Annotated in this window: 19 protein-coding genes and 1 pseudogene; 15 read left to right on the plus strand and 5 right to left on the minus strand. The window is 62.1% G+C overall.

Translation table 11 applies throughout. The features are described from left to right. Nucleotides 1-9 precede the first annotated feature (9 nt). From MUW49_RS04740 to rimO, 5 genes are all read right to left on the minus strand, one after another. Nucleotides 10-1,032 carry an ABC transporter ATP-binding protein gene (locus tag MUW49_RS04740; protein WP_010673903.1) on the minus strand — a complete coding sequence of 341 codons (1,023 nt, stop codon included), beginning with the start codon at nt 1,030-1,032 and terminating at the stop codon, nt 10-12. Further along, on the minus strand, nt 1,029-1,934 hold the full coding sequence (locus MUW49_RS04745) for an ABC transporter permease (RefSeq protein ID WP_010673904.1): 906 nt from the start codon (nt 1,932-1,934) through the stop codon (nt 1,029-1,031). Before MUW49_RS04745 ends, MUW49_RS04740 begins: the two co-directional genes overlap by 4 nt. A 1-nt stretch (nt 1,935) precedes the next feature. Next, on the minus strand, nt 1,936-2,919 hold the full coding sequence (locus MUW49_RS04750; protein WP_010673905.1) for an ABC transporter permease: 984 nt from the start codon (nt 2,917-2,919) through the stop codon (nt 1,936-1,938). 117 nt (nt 2,920-3,036) lie between these two features. Then, entirely contained in the window at nt 3,037-4,719 is a 1,683-nt protein-coding gene (locus MUW49_RS04755; protein ID WP_010673906.1) for an ABC transporter substrate-binding protein, read from the minus strand. A 545-nt stretch (nt 4,720-5,264) separates the two neighbouring features. Further along, nucleotides 5,265-6,593 (minus strand): 30S ribosomal protein S12 methylthiotransferase RimO, encoded by a 1,329-nt coding sequence (gene rimO, locus MUW49_RS04760; RefSeq protein ID WP_010673908.1) that lies wholly within the window; start codon nt 6,591-6,593, stop codon nt 5,265-5,267. Between the two features lie 267 nt (nt 6,594-6,860). On the opposite strand from rimO, the pseudogene MUW49_RS04765 reads away from it, so the two are divergent. From MUW49_RS04765 to MUW49_RS04835, 15 genes and pseudogenes are all read left to right on the plus strand, one after another. After that, nucleotides 6,861-7,952 (plus strand): annotated as a pseudogene (locus MUW49_RS04765) (HD domain-containing phosphohydrolase). 379 nt (nt 7,953-8,331) lie between these two features. After that, nucleotides 8,332-8,700 carry a helix-turn-helix domain-containing protein gene (locus MUW49_RS04770; RefSeq protein WP_039039917.1) on the plus strand — a complete coding sequence of 123 codons (369 nt, stop codon included), beginning with the start codon at nt 8,332-8,334 and terminating at the stop codon, nt 8,698-8,700. An 88-nt stretch (nt 8,701-8,788) separates the two neighbouring features. Further along, on the plus strand, nt 8,789-9,853 hold the full coding sequence (arsB, locus tag MUW49_RS04775) for an ACR3 family arsenite efflux transporter (protein WP_244812436.1): 1,065 nt from the start codon (nt 8,789-8,791) through the stop codon (nt 9,851-9,853). A gap of 51 nt (nt 9,854-9,904) precedes the next feature. After that, complete coding sequence (arsC, locus tag MUW49_RS04780; protein ID WP_010673912.1) at nt 9,905-10,330, plus strand: glutaredoxin-dependent arsenate reductase; 426 nt, start codon at nt 9,905-9,907, stop codon at nt 10,328-10,330. A gap of 103 nt (nt 10,331-10,433) precedes the next feature. Continuing rightward, the gene (locus tag MUW49_RS04785) at nt 10,434-11,210 is read left to right on the plus strand and encodes a hypothetical protein (protein ID WP_244812437.1); all 777 of its coding nucleotides are present in this window, start codon (nt 10,434-10,436) and stop codon (nt 11,208-11,210) included. Nucleotides 11,211-11,358: 148 nt separating this feature from the next. Next, nucleotides 11,359-12,306: an IS30-like element ISAeca1 family transposase gene (locus MUW49_RS04790; RefSeq protein ID WP_012564931.1), complete on the plus strand. Its 948-nt coding sequence runs from the start codon at nt 11,359-11,361 to the stop codon at nt 12,304-12,306. Nucleotides 12,307-12,353: 47 nt separating this feature from the next. Next, on the plus strand, nt 12,354-12,842 hold the full coding sequence (locus tag MUW49_RS04795) for a chemotaxis protein CheW (RefSeq protein WP_010673942.1): 489 nt from the start codon (nt 12,354-12,356) through the stop codon (nt 12,840-12,842). Between the two features lie 71 nt (nt 12,843-12,913). After that, entirely contained in the window at nt 12,914-13,300 is a 387-nt protein-coding gene (locus MUW49_RS04800; RefSeq protein ID WP_010673943.1) for a DUF2802 domain-containing protein, read from the plus strand. A gap of 219 nt (nt 13,301-13,519) precedes the next feature. Next, complete coding sequence (gene ccmA, locus MUW49_RS04805; protein ID WP_209793475.1) at nt 13,520-14,155, plus strand: cytochrome c biogenesis heme-transporting ATPase CcmA; 636 nt, start codon at nt 13,520-13,522, stop codon at nt 14,153-14,155. Between the two features lie 3 nt (nt 14,156-14,158). Then, on the plus strand, nt 14,159-14,827 hold the full coding sequence (ccmB, locus tag MUW49_RS04810; RefSeq protein ID WP_042076860.1) for a heme exporter protein CcmB: 669 nt from the start codon (nt 14,159-14,161) through the stop codon (nt 14,825-14,827). Nucleotides 14,828-14,992: 165 nt separating this feature from the next. After that, a complete protein-coding gene (locus MUW49_RS04815; protein WP_010673946.1) occupies nt 14,993-15,733 on the plus strand; it encodes a heme ABC transporter permease in 741 nt (246 codons plus the stop codon). A 2-nt stretch (nt 15,734-15,735) separates the two neighbouring features. Continuing rightward, nucleotides 15,736-15,942, plus strand: coding sequence for a heme exporter protein CcmD (ccmD, locus tag MUW49_RS04820; protein ID WP_039039901.1), 207 nt, complete (start codon nt 15,736-15,738; stop codon nt 15,940-15,942). Beyond that, entirely contained in the window at nt 15,939-16,430 is a 492-nt protein-coding gene (gene ccmE / locus MUW49_RS04825) for a cytochrome c maturation protein CcmE (protein ID WP_052815847.1), read from the plus strand. The genes ccmD and ccmE overlap by 4 nt, the downstream gene beginning before the upstream one ends. 79 nt (nt 16,431-16,509) lie before the next feature. Continuing rightward, the gene (locus tag MUW49_RS04830) at nt 16,510-18,465 is read left to right on the plus strand and encodes a heme lyase CcmF/NrfE family subunit (RefSeq protein ID WP_041212639.1); all 1,956 of its coding nucleotides are present in this window, start codon (nt 16,510-16,512) and stop codon (nt 18,463-18,465) included. Then, the gene (locus MUW49_RS04835) at nt 18,462-18,992 is read left to right on the plus strand and encodes a DsbE family thiol:disulfide interchange protein (protein ID WP_041215578.1); all 531 of its coding nucleotides are present in this window, start codon (nt 18,462-18,464) and stop codon (nt 18,990-18,992) included. The genes MUW49_RS04830 and MUW49_RS04835 overlap by 4 nt, the downstream gene beginning before the upstream one ends. The last annotated feature ends 6 nt before the right edge of the window (nt 18,993-18,998 follow it).

The following is an 18,998-nucleotide window of genomic DNA, read 5'->3' on the forward strand; positions in this document are numbered from 1 at the left end:
CAGACATCCTTAACAGCCTGCGGCCTTGTCCAGATGGATCGGAAGATCCGGTTGTTCCTCTGCTGCCTCATGAAGGTGGCAGGCAGCCTGTTGGCCGGGCCGGATCTCGGCCAGCCGGGTGTATTCCTGGCGGCAGCGCTCGTGCACCTTGGCGCAGCGTGCCTGAAAGCGGCAGCCCACCGGCACCTCCAGCAGATTGAGTGGGCTGCCAGGGATCCCCTCCAGCACGGTCTTGGGCCCTTGCAGGGGGGGGAAGGAGTTGCCAAGGCCCCGGGTGTAGGGGTGCAGGGGCGCGGTCAGGATCGCTTTGGCCGGCGCCACCTCCACCAGTTCCCCCGCGTACATGATGCCGATGCGATCGCAAAATTCGACCATCAAGGAGAGGTCATGGGTAATGAAGAGGATGGAGAAGTTGAACTTCTCTTTCAGTGCATAGACCTTCTGCAGGATCTCCCGCTGCACCACCACATCGAGCGCCGTAGTGGGTTCGTCCATGATGAGCAGCTCGGGGTTGAGGGCCATGGCGATGGCGATCACCAGCCGCTGGCGCATGCCGCCGGAGAACTGGTGCGGGTAGTCCTTGAGCCGGCTCGGGTGGATGTCGACGATCTCCAGCAGCTCCTGGGCGCGCTTGATCGCCTCATAGCGGGTCATGCCGGGGTTGTGGGCCAAGAGCACGTCGCAGAACTGCTCCTCCATGCGCAGCACGGGGTTGAGCGCATTCATGGCGGACTGGAACACCACGCTCGCCTGGCGCCAGCGGTAGCTGCGCAACCGCTCGTCATCGAAGCCGAGGATGTTCTCTCCCTTGAACAGGATCTCGCCGCCGCTGATGTAGGCGGGCGGCTTGTGCAGCCTGGCCACAGAGAAGGCGACCGTGGACTTGCCGCAGCCGGACTCGCCGGCGAGGCCGAACACCTCACCCGGCATGATGTCAAAGCTGACCGAATTGACGGCGCGCACGTCGCCGCTCTCGGTGATGTAGTCGACGCAGAGCTGGCGCACCGACAGCAGGGGTTGTTGCATGGTCATGCTGTCTTCTCCTGAGCAGTGATGGGAGTGGCAAGCTGCTTCCAGCGACGCAGGCCCTTGTGGGAACGAAGCTGCGGGTTGGCAATTTCGTCGATGGCGAAGTTGAGCATGGCGAGGCCCGCCCCCAGGGTGGCGATGGCGAAGCAGGGGGCCAGGATCTCCCACCAGGCGCCCACCAGGATGGCGCTCGAGGTCTGGGCGTTGTAGAGCATGATGCCCCAGCTGACCACGGTCGGGTCGCCGAGCCCCAGGAACTCCAGGGTCGCCTCGGTGACGATGGCGTAGATGATGGACCCGATGAAGCTCACCCCGATGATGGAGATGAGGTTCGGCAGTATCTCCACCAGGATGATGCGCCAGGCCGGTTCACCCAGCACCTCGGCGGCGATGACGAACTCCTTTTCCCGCAGGGCCAGGGTCTGGGCGCGGATGACCCGGGCACCATAGGCCCAGGAGGTCAACCCTATGATGAGGGCGATCACCATGGGGGAGGCCTCTCCGATGAAGCTTGCCAGCACCAGCAACAGGGGGAGGTTCGGGATCACCAGCACCACGTTCATCAGGAAGGTGAGGCACTCGTCCACCACGCCGCCGAAGTAGCCGGCGGTGATGCCCACCGTGATGGCCAGGGCGCACACCAGCAGGCCTGCCCCGAAGCCCACCATCAGGGAGATGCGGGCGCCGTTGGTGAACTGGGCCCAGAGATCGTGGCCCATGCGGTTGGAACCCATCACCAGCTCCACGCTGGGGGGCTGGTGGGGGCGGGCGACCCGCTTGGTGGGTTCGTTGCTGGCGAGCAGCGGGGCGAACAGGGCCATCAGCACGAAGGTGACCACGATGGCGAGGCCGAAGGCGGCCTTCTTGTTGCCCAGCAGGATTTTCAAGATAGTCGGCATACGCATCTTATTTGCCTCCTGTACGCAGACGGGGATCCAGGAAGACGTAGAGCACGTCCGCCAGGAAATTGAAGCTGAGCATGGTGATGGTCATGATGAGCAGTTGCCCCTGGATGAGGGGGTAGTCACGTGCCAGGATGCCCTGATAGAGGGTCAGTCCCAGACCGGGGTAGTTGAAGATTACCTCGGTGATGAGGGATCCGCCGATGACGAAACCGAGCGCCATGGAGAGGGCGGTGACGCTGGGCAGCACGGCGTTGCGGGCGCCGTAGTTGAAGATCACCCGGTTGCTGGAGAGCCCCTTGGCCTTGGCCATGGTGATGTAGTCCTCGCCCAGGAGGTTGATCATGTTGTTGCGCATGGTGATGAGAAAGCCCCCTACCTGCACCGCGGCCAGGGTGCCCACCGGCATGATGGCGTGCAGCAGGATGCTCTTGATGTGTTCCCAGCCAAAATCGGCGGGGATCTCGGGGCTGTAGGCGTAGCCGATGGGCAGCCAGCCGAGGCTCACGCCGAACAGGAAGAGGGCGAGCAGGGAGACCACCACGGGGGGGATGGCCTGCATCACCAGGGTGAGCGGGGAGAGGATGCTGTCCATGCGTCCGCCCCGGTACCAGGCGGCGAAGATGCCGACGATGGAGCCGATGGAGAAGCTCAGAATGGTGGAGGTGCCCACCAGAAACAGGGTCCAGCCGATGGCGCGGCCGAGGACGTCGGCAACCGGTTGGGGGTAGTAGCGCACCGAGGTGCCGAGATCCCAGGTGAAGACGCTCTTCACATAGGTGAGAAACTGGGTGCCGATGGGGCCGTCCACGAAACCGAAGGTGGCTTTGAGGGCTTCCAGCGCGGCGGGTTCCATCATGGCGCCGGCCCGGGCAAACATGACGGAGACGGGGTCCCCCGGCATGGCTCTGGGTAGCAGGAAGTTGATGGTGGCGGCCACCAGGAAGGCGACCAGATAGAAGGAGAAGCGTCTAAGTATAAATCCCATGGTGATACCTTTTACTGCAAGCCTGCCCCGCGCCGGGCAAAGCTCCCCCAACCCCGGCAGGTGCGGGGGATGGAAGACATGGCGGGGAAGAGGGCCCCCCGCAGGGGGCCGGGGTGATTAGCTGTTTGGCTTGAGTGACAGCACGTGCAGCAGACGCTCCGGGGTGTCCGGGTGAACCTGCGGCTTGGCGACCGGGTTGTCGGCACTGAACCAGCCGTTGAAGCGCTTGGTGCTGTATTCGTACCAGGTCGGGTTGTTGAACACCGGGATGATGGTCTGGTTGGCCCCGACACGCTCCTGGATGGCGAACATGATCTCCTTCTGCTTGGCCGCATCGGCGGTCTGGGTGAAGTCGTCGATCAGCTTGTCGAGTTCGGGATCCTTGTAGCGGGGCGCCGCGAAGCGGTTGCCGCGCTCACCCATGTTGCGGGAGTGGAAGGCGGTCTCGAAGTACTTGTGCGGGTTGGCACCGGCAAAGTAACCCTGCAGGGCGACGTCGAAGTCACCGGTGATCAGGGACTCGGTCCAGACGGTGGCTTCCGGGGTGGCGGTCTTGGCGTTCAGGCCCAGGGCCTGCAGGCCTTCGACCCCGATCTGGACGGTGTTGACCCAGTCGGTCCAGCCGTTCGGTACCAGCACCTTGAACTCGATCTTCTTGCAGCTCGGGGTGTCGAGGAACTTGTCGCCGTCACAGTCCTTGTAGCCCGCCTGTTTCAGCAGGGCCTTGGCCCCTTCCAGGTCGAACTTGTTGTACTTGCCGTACTTCTTCTCGACGTCCGGGTTGTCCCAGGAGGCGAATGCCTTGCCAAGCCCTGACGGGTACTCGTTGACGGTGGGGTAGCCGTAGCCCGCGATGTCCACCATGGACTGGCGGTCCATGGCCATGGAGAAGGCGCGGCGGAAGTTGATGTCGTTGAAGGCTTCGTGGTTGCCCGGGTTCTTGCTCTGGAAGTTGACGTTGAACGCCACTGTGCCGGAGGCGGGGAACCAATACTTGTTGTTCTTGGGATCGTTGCCGACGTAGAGACGCTCGATGTCCGGCACGAAGGAGCCGAACCAATCCACGTCACCCTTCATCACGGCGGCCAGTACCTGGTCGTTGGTGGCCATCTGCGGCATGCGCAGGCAGTCGATGGAGAGGCTGGCGTTGTCCCAGTAGTGCGGGTTGCGGCACTGGGTGTAGAGCTGGGCGGAGAAGTTGTCCACTTCGGTGAAGGGACCGGTCCCGACCGGCTTGTCGTTGGTGAAGGCCACCGGGTCTTTCACCGACTTCCACTGGTGTTCCGGCACGATGGGCACCAGCACCAAGTCGTTCACCACGTTGGTGTTGATCTCGGCCAGGTCGAATTTGACCTTGTGGTCACCCAGCTTCTCGACACCCTTGATCTGGGTCCAGATGGAGCGCTCGTCCAGCGCCTTGTTGGCCTTGACCAGGTTGAAGGAGAAGAGGATGTCGTCGGCGGTGAAGGCTTCACCATCGGACCACTTGACCCCTTCGCGCAGGTCGAAGGTGACGGATTTCAGATCATCGCTGAAGGCGTAGTGGGTGGCCAGACGATAGACGGGTTTGCCACCCTGCATATCGTTGAAGATCACCAGCGGCTCATAGATGAAGTGACGGGTGGTGTGGAGCAGACCCGCTTGCAGGAAGGGGTTGAAGTTCTTGACCCATGCGGTTTCCTGCTGGGCAACCAGTGTCAGCACCGTCTTGTTGTCGGCGGCCATGGCTGTGCCGGTGGCACCGGCAAGCAGAGTTCCCAGCATGACTGAGGTTGCGATTTTGGATACTTTGGCAAGCATATTTTTTCCTTTCTTATTGGTCTTCCATGGTTTTGGAATGGAGCACCGACATCGCATGCTTGGATACCGGCCCTCGCTGTTGGTCAGGTTTTGCACCCTTGTAGTTGTGTCGTCCAACGCCCTTAGAAAAGCAGAATTAACAGGAAAACAACAACCCTTCATTTCGTCGATATCGTAAAAATTGCACGGCGTACGTCATTATCGTCAAAATGCATTTTAAATCCTTTTAAATTATAAAGTTGCGTTAATTCTCACAAAGTAAAAAGTCTCCTTGCCACTCCCTGTGGCAACGATAATGTGAGCTGGATCGTGCTCGTTTTTTCCCCGTTGACACGGCTTATTTTTGTGCAGGAAACAAGCGGCTCATGTGGCAGGAGAGAAGTGTGCGCTGGTTCACGGGCGCGTGCGAAAAGAGGGAGGGGAGGGAGACCGGTGATGAGGGGTGGGACAGGGGATGACATGGGGGCATGCAAGAGCCTGACGGGCGGCGGACATTAAAAAAGCCAGTCGGTGAGACCGACTGGCTTTGAGGGGGAGTGGCGTGATTATTCCACCAGGCTGGCCCAGAGGTCGTACTCGTCCGCTTCGTCGATGCGGACCTTGACCATGTCGCCGGGCTTGAGGCCGGTTTCACCGTTCAGGTAGACCAGGCCGTCGATCTCGGGGGCATCGGCGGCGGAGCGGCCGGTGGCGCCCTCTTCGTCCACCTCGTCGATCAGCACCAGCATCTCTTTGCCCACTTTACGGGCCAGCTTGCGGATGGAGACCTGCTGTTGCAGCTCCATGAAGCGCTGGAAGCGTTCTTCCTGCACCTCGGCTGGCACCGGATCCGGCAGCTCGTTGGCCTTGGCCCCCTCGACCGGGCTGTATTTGAAGCAGCCAACCCTGTCCAGCTCCGCCTTGTCGATGAAGTCCAGCAGCATCTGGAACTCTTCTTCGGTCTCGCCGGGGAAGCCGACGATGAAGGTGGAGCGCAGGGTGATCTCGGGGCAGATCTCGCGCCACTTCTGGATGCGCTCCAGGGTGCGCTCGACGGAGCCGGGGCGCTTCATCAATTTGAGGATGCGCGGGCTGGCGTGCTGCAGCGGGATGTCGAGGTAGGGGAGGATTTTGCCGTCGCGCATCAGGGGGATGACGTCATCCACGTGCGGGTACGGGTAGACGTAGTGCAGGCGCACCCACATGCCGAGCTTGGCCAGCTCTTCGCACAGGGCCACCATGCTGGTCTTGACCGGCATGCCGTCGTAGAAACCGGTGCGGTGCTTGACGTCCACGCCGTAGGCGGAGGTGTCCTGGGAGATCACCAGGATCTCCTTCACGCCGGCCTCTTTCAGGCGCTTGGCCTCGGCTAGTACTTCGCCGATGGGGCGGCTCACCAGATCCCCGCGCATGGAGGGAATGATGCAGAAGGTGCAGCGGTGGTTGCAGCCTTCGGAAATCTTGAGATAGGCGTAGTGGCGCGGGGTCAGCTTGACGCCCTGGGCCGGCACCAGGCTGGTGAAGGGGTTGTGGGTGGGTTTTTCCACGTATTTGTGGACGTGGCCCAGCACCTCTTCATAGGCGTGGGGACCGGTGATCTCGAGCACCTTGGGGTGGATCTCGCGGATCTGGTTCTCTTTGGCGCCGAGGCAGCCGGTGACGATCACCTTGCCGTTCTCGGCCAGGGCTTCACCGATGGCTTCCAGGGACTCCTGCACCGCGCTGTCGATGAAGCCGCAGGTGTTGACCACCACCAGCTCCGCATCGTCATAGCTGGGCACCACGTCGTACCCTTCGGTACGCAGCTGGGTCAGGATGCGTTCGGAATCGACCAGGTTTTTGGGGCAACCCAAGGAGACGAATCCTACTTTGGGGGCCTGTTTTGTGTTGGACATCGCTCAATCACTCTTAGGTGGCTCTTATTCAAGGGCGCGGATTTTACCGGAATGGCTAACCAAAAACTATACAGCCGACACGTCGGAAGCGAACAATCTCTTTGCCCGGGGAAGCGGGGTGGGGCGGGCGTGACATGACCACGGGCAGGGAGGGGGCCGTCGCCGGTGCGGGCGGGATCACGATCCCTGTGCGCCGTCACCATTTGGCAGGAGGGGCAAAACGGGTGTCACTATACTCCCAACAGGCCTATCAGAAGGATGTGCGGGATGGAGAGTTCATTTGGTGAGAAAGTGCAGAATGTGCACGCCACCCTCAGGCAGCGGTTTGACAAGTTGAGCCGGGTGGCGATCGCCATCTACGACCCGCAGACGGACCAGCTCAAGACCTTTGCCCACAGCACGGACGGGGGCTCGCCGCTGTTGCAGTACGAGGTCAGGCTGAGCGAGGTGCCTTCCCTGCGCTACCTGGCCGAGCACCAGCAGCCCAGGGTGCTCGACACCCTGGATTCCCTGCTGGGCTCCCCCTCCGAGCACAGCCGCAAAGTGCTGGCTGCCGGGTACGCGTCGAGCTATACCGAGCCGCTGCTGCTCAACAGTCGCTTGTTCGGCTTTCTGTTTTGCGATGCCAAAGAGCCCGGTTACTTCGATGGCGCCATTTGCGGTGAGCTGGCGGCCTATGCCCAGATCCTGGCGGCCATCATCGCGGTGGAGTTCTTCTCCATCCAGACCCTGAACGGGGCCCTGACCACGGTGCGGGAGTTCAGCCGCTACCGGGACGAGGAGACCGCCAATCACCTGCACCGGATGTCGGCCTATTCGCGGCTCATCGCCCGGGAGGTGGCGGCCCATTACCCCTTTAGTGACGAGGAGGTGGAGTTCATTCACCTCTTCTCCGAGCTGCACGATATCGGCAAGATTGCGGTGCCCGACGCCATCCTGCTCAAGCCGGGCAAGCTCACGGCCGAGGAGTACGGGGTGATGAAGACCCACCCCTTCAAGGGGCGGGAGATGATCGCCCTGATGATCCGCGAGTTCGGCCTCGACGGCATCCATCACACCGACATGCTGAAGAACATCATCGCCTACCACCACTAGCGTTTCGACGGTCAGGGCTACCCGGAAGGCCTAGCGGGGGAGGCGATCCCCCTGGAAGCCCGCATCGTCGCGGTGGCGGATGTGTTTGACGCCCTCACCAGCGAGCGCCCCTACAAGCAGGCCTGGCCCCTCGAAACGGCCTTCGAATACCTCAAGACCCATGCCGGCAGCCAGTTCGACCCTGTCTGCGTCGCGGCGGCGCTGCAAAGCCGGGAGGCGTTTTGTGCCATCCATCGGCAATATCGGGATCCCGTGATCACCTGATTGCGCCTCTCTCTCCTCCCCGGCTTCCCCCGGATTCCCCAGACCCCGTCATCTGATGGCGGGGCCTGGGGCCATTTCTCGTTTCATCGTCTTGAGGCGCATCCGGCGCCGGGGGGCTCTGCGGCTTTGGGCGGGGCAGGGCGCCGCGGTGGGCGGGGCGGCCAACGGGAGGATTATCCGGGGTAAGGTCATAAGAGTGCCTTATAAAGAGAGGCCAGATATTAGCCGTATGACTGACATGAGGCCGCTAGTGGGCACGACATGGCCGGGGCGGCGCCTCTGGCGACCCGTCCCGTCGCGATGTCGGCTCGGTGGTGACGCTTTGATCATTTCAATAATTCTTGTATAGTTGAAATGAAGCATCCAAGGGGGGAGACCCATGAACAAAGAGACGGCCACCAAGGTCTTTGAATCGCTGGCATCCGGGATCCGGCTCGAGGTGTGGCGGCTGCTGGTCAAGGCCGGGCTGGAGGGGCGGGTCGCGGGGGAGCTGGCCGGCGAGCTCGACATCGCCCCCAATACCCTCTCGTTTCACCTCAAGGGGATGCTCAACGCCGGGTTGCTGTCAGTGGAGCAGGAGGGGCGTTTTCTGCGCTATCGCGCCAACATCCCCCTGATGCTGGGGGTGATCGCCTACCTCACCGAGGAGTGCTGCGCCGGTCATCCCGAGGCGTGCGGCCTGCTGCCCGCCGGGCCCGGCAGCGCTTCCCGCGCCGAGGGGTCGTCGCCCTGCTGCGGCGAGTCGTAACAGGCCATGCCGGGCTGTCGATGCCCATGTGCCGTGTCATTCATCTATTCAACCTGGGGTGCGAGCGTGGATCGCACCGGGAGTCATCATGTCTGCAAGCTGTGAGGCCAAGGCAGCCCCTGCCATCGGCTTTTTTGAACGTTATCTGACCGCCTGGGTCGCCCTCTGCATCCTGGTGGGCATTGGTCTGGGGCAGGGGTTGCCGAGTCTCTTCAAGGCCATCGGCGCCATGGAGGTGGCCAGGGTCAACCTGCCGGTGGGGCTGCTTATCTGGGTGATGATCATCCCCATGCTGCTCAAGATCGACTTTGGCGCCCTGCACCAGGTGAAGGGGCACCTCAAGGGAATCGGGGTCACCCTCTTCATCAACTGGCTGGTCAAGCCATTCTCCATGGCTTTCCTCGGCTGGCTCTTCATCCGCGTGCTGTTTGCCGACTGGCTGCCGGCGGATCAGCTCGACAGCTACGTGGCGGGCCTCATCTTGCTGGCGGCGGCCCCCTGCACCGCCATGGTGTTTGTCTGGAGTCGCCTCACCAACGGCGATCCCTACTTCACCCTGTCGCAGGTGGCGGTGAACGACCTCATCATGGTGTTTGCCTTTGCCCCGCTGGTGGCGCTGCTGCTCGGGGTCTCCAGCATAGTCGTGCCCTGGGATACCCTGCTTACCTCGGTGGTGCTCTACATCGTCATCCCCGTCATCCTCGCCCAGTTGCTGCGCAAGGCCTTGCTGAGAAAGGGGCAGGCCCATTTTGACGGCGTCATGACGTGCATCCAGCCCTGGTCGGTGGCGGCCCTGCTGCTCACCCTGGTGCTGCTGTTCGCCTTCCAGGGCAACGCCATCATGGAGCAGCCGCTGGTCATCGCCCTCCTGGCGGTGCCCATCCTGATCCAGGTGCTGTTCAACTCCGGGCTCGCCTACTGGCTCAACCGCAAGGTGGGGGAGAAGCACTCGGTGGCCTGCCCTTCCGCCCTGATCGGGGCCTCCAACTTCTTCGAGCTGGCGGTGGCCGCCGCCATCAGCCTGTTCGGCTTTCATTCCGGCGCGGCGCTCGCCACCGTGGTCGGGGTGCTCATCGAGGTACCGGTCATGCTGCTGGTGGTGCGCGTGGTCAACGCCAGCAAACCCTGGTACGAGGCGGGGCCAAATCGCTAACGGATGGCCGCTAACCCATTTCTATTCACTTGAGTCATGAGAGACAGGCAAATGAGTGCAATCACCCTCTATCACAACCCGGAGTGCGGCACCTCCCGCAACACCCTGGAGCTTATTCGCAACAGCGGCGTGGAGCCCACCATCATCCACTATCTGGAGACGCCCCCCTCCCGCGACGAGCTGGTGGCCCTGATCGCCGCCATGGGCATGCCGGTGCGCGATCTGCTGCGCAAGAACGTGCCCCCCTACGAGGCGCTGGGGCTGGCGGAAGAGCGTTTCAGCGACGATGAGCTTATCGACGCCATGCTGGCCCATCCCATCCTCATCAACCGGCCCATCGTGGTCACCCCCCTCGGCACCCGGCTGTGCCGCCCGTCGGAGGTGGTGCTCGATATCCTGCCCGACCCGCAGCAAGGGGCCTTTGCCAAGGAGGATGGCGAGCAGGTGGTGGACGGTCAGGGCAAACGGCTTCGTTGAGCCCCTGCGCGTCAGCGTCTGACCCGCGCCGGGGGGATGCCCTTAACGGGCAGGCGCCAGATCTGCTACTGTGACCTTCGACTCATCACAGAGGGTGGAAACAATGAAGATTCGATTCCTGGTGATAGCCACGGCACTGGCGCTGGCCTCAACCCCCGGTCTGGCCGACTGGGCAAAGCTGAAGGAGGCCGCCTCCGAACTCGGTACCGCGGTGAGCGATACCAGCAAGGAGGCGTGGAAGGGGATCACCGATTTTTCCAAGGAGACCTGGGAGTCGGTGTCCAGCTGGGGGGCCGAGGCCTACAACAAGGCGGGGGCCTGGACGGCAGAGAGCGCGGCCACCGGCAAGGAGTGGCTGACCGCCGCCGACAAGAAGCTCGACACCATGCTCGAGCCCAAGACCCCGGAGGAGGCGAGAACCGCCCTCGATACCATGGCCGATACCGCCCTGGTGCGGCTGTTCAACGAGCAGCCCTCGGCCAAGTTGCTGTTTGACAAGGCTTATGGCTATGCGGTGTTCGACTCGCGCAAGTTCTCCCTGATGATCCACACCAATCAGGGGGCCGGGGTCGCCGTCAATCGCACCAGTGGCAAGCACACCTACATGAAGATGTTCGGTGCCGGTCTTGCGGCCGGGATCGGCGGCAAGTTCTACCAGCAGGTGATCCTGTTCGAAGACAGGGCGAGGTTCGATGCCTTCGTCAGCAAGGGGTGGGAAGCCACCTCCGAGGTGGGCGCCGTGGCGGGCAAGGAGAGCGCCGAGCTCACCGCCAAATACAATGGGGGCATGGCCATCTATCAGATTGGCGAGAAGGGACTGTTGCTTGACGCCAACATCTCGGGCTCCAAGTACTGGCTGGATGATGACCTGAACAAGTAACCCCTGCCAATCTGACCCGGTCTTTCATGGATGGCTAGAGATGCGTGAATTCAGATAATAAGTGCAATGCCCATGGTGCATAGGAGAGAGGCGGTCAACTACCAGTTAGGGTACGCTTCTTCTCGCCAAAGAAACAAAGCGATACACCATGAAATACCAGCAGTTGACCGAGGGGCTACGATACCAGATTGCCTGCCTCCGTGACCATGGCCTGTCACAGGCCCGCATTGCCAAACAGCTCGGGGTTCATCCATCGACTATCAGTCGTGAGCTTCGTCGTAATTGTGCTGGGCAGGCCTATCAGCCGCAGCAGGCTCACCAACTTGCCACGGCACGACGGCTGACGAGTCAGAAGCGTACTGTCCCGTCTGATACCATCGACTTTGTTTGCATGGCGCTGGTCGCGGACTGGAGTCCCGAGCAAATCAGTGGCGTTGGAGACATGATTAACTGCCCGGTTAGCCACGAGTGGATATACCGCTATGTGGCACGCGACAAGGCCAACGGTGGCACGCTATACCGGCATCTGCGTCAGGGTCACAAACGCTATCGCAAGGGTAAGAACAGCAAACGCAGTGTCATTCCCAATCCGGTATCGATTGATGAACGCCCTGCGATAGTCAATGAGCGGAGCCGTGTGGGAGATTGGGAAGTCGATACCGTGTTGGGTAAGCAAGGCAGCGGTGCAATAGTGAGTCTGTTGGAGCGTAAGAGCCGGCTCTACCTGGTTCAATACGTTCCCAGCAAAACAGCCAGCGCGGTGGCGGACACCATTATCAGCATGCTGAAACCCTACCAGGCACATGTCCATACCATCACAGCTGACAATGGTAGCGAGTTTGTCGAACATGAACGTGTTGCAGCAGAGCTGGAAGCGCAGGTGTACTTTGCGCATCCATACAGTGCATGGGAACGGGGACAGAATGAGAATAGCAATGGTCTGCTGCGGCAATATGTGCCCAAAGGCAGTGATTTGAGTGTGGTGACAGCAGAGGCACTGTCAGCCGTCGAAAAGCGGCTGAACTTCAGGCCGCGCAAATGCTTGGGATTTAAACAGCCACAGGTGGTTTTTGACGAACTTCTGAAAGCAGCCTGATTTTTAATCGGGAATTGCACTTCGAAGTTGAATTCGCGATCAAGAAGATGACAGAGAAGCGCAATATTGCACAGAATCTGGCCGAAGACGAAGTGCTGCAGTGGGTGACCTTCCAGTTGGAAAACGAGACCTATGGCATCAACGTGATGCAGGTTCAGGAAGTGTTGCGCTACACCGAGATCGCTCCGGTCCCGGGTGCACCTGACTACGTGCTGGGTATCATCAACCTGCGTGGCAACGTGGTGACCGTCATCGATACCCGCTCCCGTTTCGGCCTGCCGGCCGGGGACGTGAGCGAGAACTCCCGTATCGTCATCATCGAGGCGGAGAAGCAGGTAATCGGCATCATGGTGGACAGCGTGGCCGAGGTGGTCTATCTGCGTTCCTCCGAGATCGATGCCGCCCCGGCGGTGGGCACCGAGGAGAGCGCCAAGTTCATCCAGGGCGTCAGCAACCGTGACGGCCAACTGCTGATCCTGGTGGATCTCAACAAGCTGCTCTCCGACGAAGAGTGGGAAGACATTGGTTCCCTGTAACAGGGACGGGAACGTGCGGACGGGGGCGATGGCACCTGTCTGCCTCCCTGTGACGGTAAGGTGATGGTTTGATGATTGAATTTGCAGCCTTGGGGTTGTCCTTGCTCGCACTGGTGCTGGCCCTTTACGGGATCCTGGGGCACCGTCGTCGCCAGCGAGAGTCCGAGGCCAGGGTGGAAGCGCTGCAGGGGCAGCTCGAGAGTCTGCGCAAGCAGATGATGGAGTTGCACACGGGTGCCATCGGCATGGGTCAGCGTCTGCAAGCCGCAGAAGGGGCCATGCAGAAGATCCACGACAGCCAGCAGGAGCTGACGTTGCAGGATCCGGAGCGCCGCCTCTACAGCCGCGCCGCCAAGATGGTGGAGCTTGGTGCCGATCTGGACGAGGTGATGAGCGAGTGCGAGTTGCCCCAGGCGGAAGCGGAGCTGCTTATTTCCCTGCGAAAGGGGCGCAGCTGACGTATGTGTCGCGGGGAGGCCGGTGCCTCCCCGCTTTCTGTTCGGCCCGTGGCCACCTCTTTCTTGATGCCGGGACGGTGGATAATCCTTTGGCATCAATCTCTTTGGTGGGGGCGCGATCTTCCCCACAAATCTTGTTGATTATCGGCATCTTTGAAAAGACGCCTCCGGATCCTGTGTTAATATGCAGGCCGCCTCATTTTCAACGATTAGATCCCCATGCTGCTTCAAGCGAACAATCTGAGCTGCGTACGTGAAGATCGCACCCTGTTTGAACATCTCTCCTTCGCGGTGCGCTCGGGGGATCTGATGCAGATTGAAGGGCCCAACGGGGTGGGCAAGACCAGCCTGCTGCGCCTGCTGACCGGTCTCTCCCAGCCCTTCGCGGGGGAGGTGTGCTGGAACGGGGAGGACATCCGCCGCTGCCGGGACGAGTACCATGCCAGCCTGCTCTACCTGGGCCATCAGCCCGGCGTCAAGGCGACCCTGACCCCCCTCGAGAACCTCTCCTTCTACCAGAAGCTTCATGGCCCAGCCGGGGGCGAGGTGGATCTGTGGCGGGTGCTGGCCCAGGTCGGCCTCGCCGGTTTCGAGGACTATCCCGCGGGCCAGCTCTCGGCGGGGCAGCAGCGGCGCGTGGCCCTGGCCAGGCTCTGGCTGAGCGACCGGCCGGCGCTCTGGATCCTGGACGAGCCCTTCACCGCCATCGACAAGCAGGGGGTCCGGGTGCTGGAGCAGTTGTTTCTGACCCATGCGGACCGGGGGGGCATGGTGGTGCTCACCACCCACCAGGATCTGACCCTGATGCAGGGGCGTCTCAAGACCCTCTCCCTGTCCTCGCTGTTGCAGGAGTAGCCCATGCTGCGTGCCGTCTTCCACCTTATTCACCGCGAACTGCTGATGGCCCTGCGCCAGCGGGCCGACATCTTCAATCCGCTCTGGTTCTTCCTCATCGTCATTACCCTGTTCCCGCTCGGCATCGGGCCCGAGCCCCAGCTGCTGGCCCGCATCGCCCCCGGCATCATCTGGGTGGCGGCCCTGCTGGCGGCCATGCTCTCCCTGGAGCGGCTGTTTCGCGATGACTTCAGCGACGGCGCCCTGGAGCAGATGATGCTGATGCCCCATCCGCTCGGGCTGCTGGCCCTGGCCAAAGTGATCGCTCACTGGTTGCTGACCGGCCTGCCGCTGCTGCTCATCTCCCCGCTGCTGGCCATCCTGCTCTCCCTGGACATGAAGACCTATCTGGCCGTGGTGGCCACCCTGGCCCTCGGCACCCCTGTGCTGAGCCTGCTCGGGGCGGTCGGGGTGGCGCTGACGGCGGGGCTGCGCAAGGGGGGCGTGCTGCTCAGCCTGCTGCTGCTGCCGCTCTATATTCCGGTGCTGATCTTCGCCACCTCCGCCATCGACGCGGCGAGCATGGGGTTGCCCTATGCCGGACAGCTCGCCATCCTGGGGGCCATGCTGGTGGGGGCCGTCACCTTGACCCCCCTGGCCATCTCGGCGGCGCTGCGGGTCAGCGTCAACTGATTAATTTGGTGGGACGTCCTTTTTTGAGGCCGTTTTTTTGGCGATATTGTTGAGATAGATCAAGGGGATGGCGGCTTACTGCTTTCGGGGGATATGATGTTTCCCCCCCGTGGGTATGGTAGGCCTCGCCACTTAAGAATTAATAACTGAAAGGTTCTGTGAGCTATGTGGAAATGGTTGCACCCTTATGCCAAACCCGAGCGTGCCTATGGGCTGGCCGGCACCCTGTTGCCCTGGTTTGCCGTGACAAGCCTGCTCGCCTTCATCATAGGCACTGTCTGGGGGCTGGCTTTTGCCCCCGCTGACTACCAGCAGGGGGACTCTTTTCGGATCATCTATATCCACGTGCCCTCCGCCATCCTCTCCATGGGGGCCTACTCCACCATGGCGGTGGCGGCCTTCATCGGCCTGGTGTGGCAGCTGCGCATGGCGGACATGACGGTGGCGGCCATCGCTCCGGTGGGCGCCGTCTTCACCTTCATCGCCCTCTTTACCGGCGCCGCCTGGGGCAAGCCCATGTGGGGCACCTGGTGGGTGTGGGATGCCCGGCTCACCTCCGAGCTCATCCTGCTGTTCCTCTATCTGGGTGTCATCGCCCTCTACAACGCCTTCAGCGACAAGGTGGTGGCGGGCCGCGCCGCCGGCATCCTGGCGCTGGTCGGGGTGATCAACCTGCCCATCATCCACTACTCGGTGGAGTGGTGGAACACCCTGCACCAGGGGGCCACCATCACCAAGTTTGACAAACCCTCCATCTCCCCCGAGATGCTGTGGCCGCTGCTCATCATGATCCTGGCGTTCGCCGCGTTTCTCGGTGCCCTGACCCTGATGCGTTTTCGCAATGAGCTGCTGATGCGGGAGTGGCACCGCCCCTGGGTCGCCGACATCGCCAGGCAGGAGAAGTAAGCATGCACTTTGCCTCGTTCAGTGATTTCATGGCCATGGGAGGCTATGCCTTCTACGTCTGGCTCTCCTTCGGTCTGACCCTGCTCTGCCTGGTCGGCATCGTCATTTCCACCCGATTGAAGACCCGCAGCCTGCTCGGCGAACTGCGCAACAAGCAGGCTCGGGAGGCACGCCGCAAGGCGGCCCAGCAGATGGAGAACACCCTATGAACCCGCGCCGCAAGAAACGCCTCACCATCATCCTGGCCATCAGCCTGGGCCTTGTCAGCGTGACTGGCCTGGTGCTCTATGCCCTGAGCCAGAACATCGACCTCTTCTACACCCCGAGCGAGCTGGTGGAAGGGAAGGGGCCGGAGAAGATCAAGCCCGAGGAGGGGCAGCGCCTGCGCATCGGTGGCCTGGTGGTGCCGGGATCTGTGGTGCGGGATCCCCAGAGCCTCAAGGTAGCCTTCAAGCTGGTGGACAACGGCGGCCATCTGGTGACGGTGGAGTTTGACGGCATCCTGCCGGACCTGTTCCGCGAGGGGCAGGGGATCGTCGCCCAGGGCACCCTCAAGGATGCCACCACGGTCGCCGCCTTCGAGGTGCTGGCCAAGCACGACGAGAACTACATGCCGCCGGAAGTGGCCGACGCCACCAACGGCATGCACTTCAAGCCCGAATACACAGAGGCGCAGTTGCAGGGAGCCAAGCAATGATGCCGGTATGCGCCAAGAATTCACTTCTTTATACCGCCAAATCGGCAGGTTTATCCGTGCAATCGAGAGGGAATAGTCAATGATCCCGGAATTAGGGCAGTTCTCACTGATCCTGGCCTTCGCCACCGCCCTGCTGCTGGGCAGTTACCCGCTGATCGGGGCCCATCTCGGTCGTCTTGGCATGATGTCGGCGGCCCGCCCGCTCGCCTACAGCCAGTTCCTGCTGCTGCTGCTGTCGTTTCTGTGCCTCACCTGGGCCTTTATCGACAACGACTTCACCGTGCAGTACGTGGCCACCAACTCCAACAGCCTGCTGCCCCTGCAATACCGCATCTCGGCGGTGTGGGGAGCCCATGAAGGCTCGCTGCTGCTCTGGGTGCTGACCCTGGGAGGCTGGACGGCGGCGGTAGCCCTCTTCAGCCGCCGCCTGCCGCTCGATGCAGTGGCGCGGGTACTCGGGGTGCTCGGCCTTATCTCGGTGGGCTTCACCGCCTTCGTGCTGTTCACCTCGGATCCTTTCACCCGCACCCTGCCATATTTCCCGGTGGACGGGCGGGATCTCAATCCGCTGCTGCAGGATCCCGGTCTCATCTTCCACCCCCCCATGCTCTACATGGGCTACGTGGGCTTCTCGGTGGCCTTCGCCTTCGCCATCGCTTCCCTGATGACGGGGCGTCTGGACGCCACCTGGGCGCGCTGGTCCCGTCCCTGGACCATGGCGGCCTGGGTCTTCCTGACGCTGGGCATCGTGCTCGGTTCCTGGTGGGCCTATTATGAACTCGGCTGGGGCGGCTGGTGGTTCTGGGACCCGGTGGAAAACGCCTCCTTCATGCCCTGGCTGGCGGGCACGGCCCTGCTCCACTCCCTCGCGGTGAGCGAGAAGCGCGCCACCTTCAAGGCCTGGACCGTGCTGCTGGCGCTCTCGGCCTTCTCCCTGAGCCTGCTCGGCACCTTCCTGGTGCGTTCCGGCGTGCTGGTGTCGGTCCATGCGTTTGCCTCGGACCCGACCCGGGGTCTGTTCATCCTGGGCTTCCTGCTGGCGGTGATAGGCAGCTCCCTGCTGCTGTTCGCCTTCAAGGGCTCCCAGGTGAAGAGCCACGGCAAGCATGAGCTGTGGAGCCGCGAGACCCTGCTCCTTGGCAACAACATCCTGCTGGTGGCGGGCCTGCTCACCGTGCTGCTCGGCACCCTGTTGCCCCTGGTGCACAAGGAGCTGGGGCTTGGCAGCATCTCCATCGGCACCCCCTTCTTCAACCACATCTACAGCTGGCTCATCATCCCCTTCGCCCTGCTGCTGGGGGTGGGCCCCCTGTTCCGCTGGCGCCGCCAGGATCTCGGTGAGCTCAAGGGCAAGGTGATGCTCGCCCTGGTGCTGAGCCTGGCCGCGGCTCTGCTGTTGCCCAAACTCTTTGCCGAGGCGTTCAAACCCTGGGCTGCGCTCGGTATCGGGCTTGGCGTCTGGATCATCGTCACCAGCGTGCAGGAGACCTGGGCGCGGGCCACCCACAAACACGGTTTTGCCACCGGCGTGCGCAAGCTTGGCAACAGCCACTGGGCCATGATCCTGGGGCACGTGGGGCTCGCAGTCAGCATCATCGGCATCGCCTGCACCCAGAACTACAGCATCGAGAAGGACCTGCGGATGCAGGCCGGCGATCGCGTCCAGTTCGCCGATTACGAGTTCGTCTTCACCGGGATCAAGGAGAAGAATGGCCCCAACTACGACGGTTTCAAGGGCGTGCTGGAAGTGCACCGGGATGGCAAGCAGGTTGCCCTGCTCAAACCCGAGAAGCGGATGTACACCGTGAGCCGCATGCCGATGACCGAGGCGGCTATCGATGCGGGGGTTACCCGGGATCTCTATGCGGCGCTCGGCGAGCAACTCGACAACGGCGCCTGGGCGGTACGGATCTACTACAAGCCCTTCGTGCGCTGGATCTGGTTCGGCGGCGTCTTCATGGCCCTCGGCGGCGTGCTGGCCATGCTGGACAAGCGCTACCGCTTCGGACGTCGTGACGAGGAGGCCAAGGCATGAGCAAGAAGACCTGGCTCTATCTGCTGCCCTTCATCATCTTTCTGATGGGGGCCGTGTTTCTGTTCAAGGGGCTCTACTCCGATCCCACCAAGCTCGAATCCGTGATGGTGGACAAGGAGGTGCCCGTGTTCACCCTGCAGGACATCTATGACCTGGGCAAGCAGCACGACAGGAGCATCCTCAAGGGGCGCCCCATGCTGCTCAACGTCTGGGCCACCTGGTGCCCGACCTGTTACGGGGAACACACCTACCTCAAGGAGCTGGCGGGGCAGGGGATCTACATCGTCGGCATGAACTACAAGGACGAGCGTGACAAGGCCATCAAGTGGCTGGCGGAGCTTGGCAATCCCTACCAGGTCAACCTCTACGATCCGGACGGCATGCTGGGGCTGGATCTCGGTGTCTATGGCGCGCCCGAGACCTTCTTCATCGACAGCCAGGGCATCATCCGCTATCGCCACGTGGGGGACATCAACCCAGACGTCTGGGCCAGTACCCTCAAACCCATCTTCGATGCCATGAAGTGAGGCCTC

The sequence above is a fragment of the Aeromonas sp. LsrichE-8G genome (assembly GCF_022869435.1).
Lineage (GTDB): Bacteria > Pseudomonadota > Gammaproteobacteria > Enterobacterales > Aeromonadaceae > Aeromonas > Aeromonas caviae.